2 protein-coding genes are annotated in these 2,199 nt (G+C 57.7%); one reads left to right on the top strand and one right to left on the bottom strand.

The annotated features are described in order from the left end of the window. Positions 1-1,313 (bottom strand): heavy metal translocating P-type ATPase (locus GXX82_00505; protein NLT21506.1); only part of this gene is annotated, 1,313 nt, incomplete at its 3' end. Positions 1,314-1,493: 180 nt separating this feature from the next. Here GXX82_00505 and GXX82_00510 point away from each other — a divergent pair. Next, positions 1,494-2,120, top strand: a complete 627-nt coding sequence (locus tag GXX82_00510; protein ID NLT21507.1) for a DedA family protein — start codon at positions 1,494-1,496, stop codon at positions 2,118-2,120. Positions 2,121-2,199 lie beyond the last annotated feature (79 nt).

The following is a 2,199-nucleotide window of genomic DNA, read 5'->3' on the forward strand; positions in this document are numbered from 1 at the left end:
GCGGACGCGAGCGGTATGATGTCGGCGAGGACTATGACGCCCTCCGTCAGGGTGCCTGTCTTGTCGAAAAGGACGTTCCTCGCCTTGTTCGTGAGTTCCAGGGCCTCGGCGCTCTTGATCAGGATCCCTCTTCGCGCTCCGACTCCGGTGGCGACCATGATGGCCGTGGGGGTAGCGAGTCCCAGCGCGCAGGGACACGCGATGATAAGGACGCTCACGAAGGAGAGGATGGAGTTGGTTATCCGTGGTTCGGGACCGAAGAAGAACCAGACCAGGAAGGCTGAGATGCCGACGGCTATGACGCTGGGGACGAAGACGCCCGCGACCCTGTCTGCCAGACGCTGCACGGGGGCCTTCGTGAACTGTGCTTCCTCGACAAGGCGTATGACCCTGGCGAGGACCGTGTCGGAGCCGATCCGCGCGGTCCTGATGGTGATGGAGCCCTTGCCGTTGATGGTCCCGCCTATGACCTCGTCGTCGGGCTCTTTGTGCACGGGCATGCTCTCGCCGGTGATCATCGACTCATCGACGTAAGTGTTGCCCGTCAGGACGACCCCGTCGATGGGGACCTTTTCCCCGGGCCGTATGAGGACCGTGTCGCCGACCTCCAGGGTGTCCGTGGGGACCCGCATCTCGACACCGTCCTTGAGGAGCACGCATTCCCTGGGCGAGAGCTCGTAGAGGAGTTTGATCGCCGTGTAAGTCCGCGTCTTGGCCTTTGATTCGAAATACCTGCCGAGGAGGATGAGAGAGACGATCATGGCGCTGGAGTCGAAATAGGTCATCGTCGACACGCCGGCGGCGCTCACCACGTGGGGGAAGAAGGTGACGAAGGCGCTGTAGAAGAATGCCGCCGACGTACCCACTGATATGAGGGTGTTCATGTCGGCGGTGTAGTGTTTGAGGTTGATGAGGGCCGACGTGTGGAAGCGCAGACCGAAATAGAACTGGACGGGTATGGTGAGCGCGAGGAGGATGAAGTTGTTGAAGGGCAGGACCATCCACATGGAGAAGACCATGATGGGGATGGTGAGCGAGACCGCCCAGGTGAAATCCCTCTTCAGCTCCGCCTCTTCCTTCCGCGCCCGGACCGTGACATCTGCCTCCATGTCCACGTCGTACCCGATATCGCGGATCAGGGAGACGACATCCTTCAGCTCGAGACTGGTCTTCGGAAGGATGACCGCCTTCTTGAGAGGGAAATTGACGCGGGCCTCCTTAACCGTTTCCATCTTGTTGAGCATCTTCTCTATGCGGGCGGCGCATGCCGCGCAGTTCATGCCGGTGATGGGCAGTTCTATCTTTTCGGGCATCCTTCTCTCCTTGCTCCCCAGCGCGACGTGTCACTAATATAAGACAGCTCTCCGGCAACTACAAGAAAATGGTTCTCCATCAATTCATTGACTCAAGAGGGGGCAAAAGTGTACTATACAGGGAATTTTCCCGGCCAAACCGATCGAGGAGGAATATACAGCGTGTTCGAATTCGTCAAGATGGTACTCGATTTCATCATCCACATAGACGTCCACCTGAGCGAGCTCATACGGAGCTACGGCACGTGGACCTACCTCATCCTCTTTGTCATCATATTCTGCGAGACCGGTCTTGTCGTCGCCCCGCTGCTTCCGGGAGACTCCCTTCTGTTTGCCGCCGGGACCTTTGCGGCCCGCGGTGATTTCAGTATACTCTGGCTCTTCGTCCTCCTTTCGATAGCGGCCGTGCTGGGCGACACAGCCAATTACTGGATAGGGAACTACGCGGGTCCGAAGGTCTTTCATAACGAGAACGTACGTTTCCTGAACCGGAAGTACCTGGACAGGACCCACGAGTTCTACGAGAAGTACGGCGGCAAGACGATCATAATAGCCCGCTTCGTGCCCATCATACGGACCTTCGCCCCCTTCGTCGCCGGCATCGGCAGCATGACCTACGGCAGGTTCATAAGCTACAACGTCATTGGCGGCATTCTCTGGATAGCGGCCTTCGCCTATGCCGGCTTCTTCTTCGGCAACATCCCCATGGTGAAGCGCAACTTCACTCTCGTCATCTTCGCCATCATCATCCTCTCCGTGATGCCCGGCGTCATCGAATTCATCAAGCACAAGATGAAAAAGGCGTAAAGACGGTTCAAGAGTTCAAAGGTTCAAGGGTTCAAGGGCAAAGACAAAGAAAGAGGGCAGACAGCGCAGTACGGGATCC

The sequence above is a fragment of the Syntrophorhabdus sp. genome (genome assembly GCA_012719415.1).
In the GTDB taxonomy this organism is placed as follows: Bacteria; Desulfobacterota; Syntrophorhabdia; order Syntrophorhabdales; family Syntrophorhabdaceae; genus Delta-02.

Coding starts and splice junctions, on each gene's coding strand:
- GXX82_00510 (NLT21507.1), top strand. CDS start 1,494: ATGGTACTCGATTTCATCATCCACATAGACGTCCACCTGAGCGAGCTC.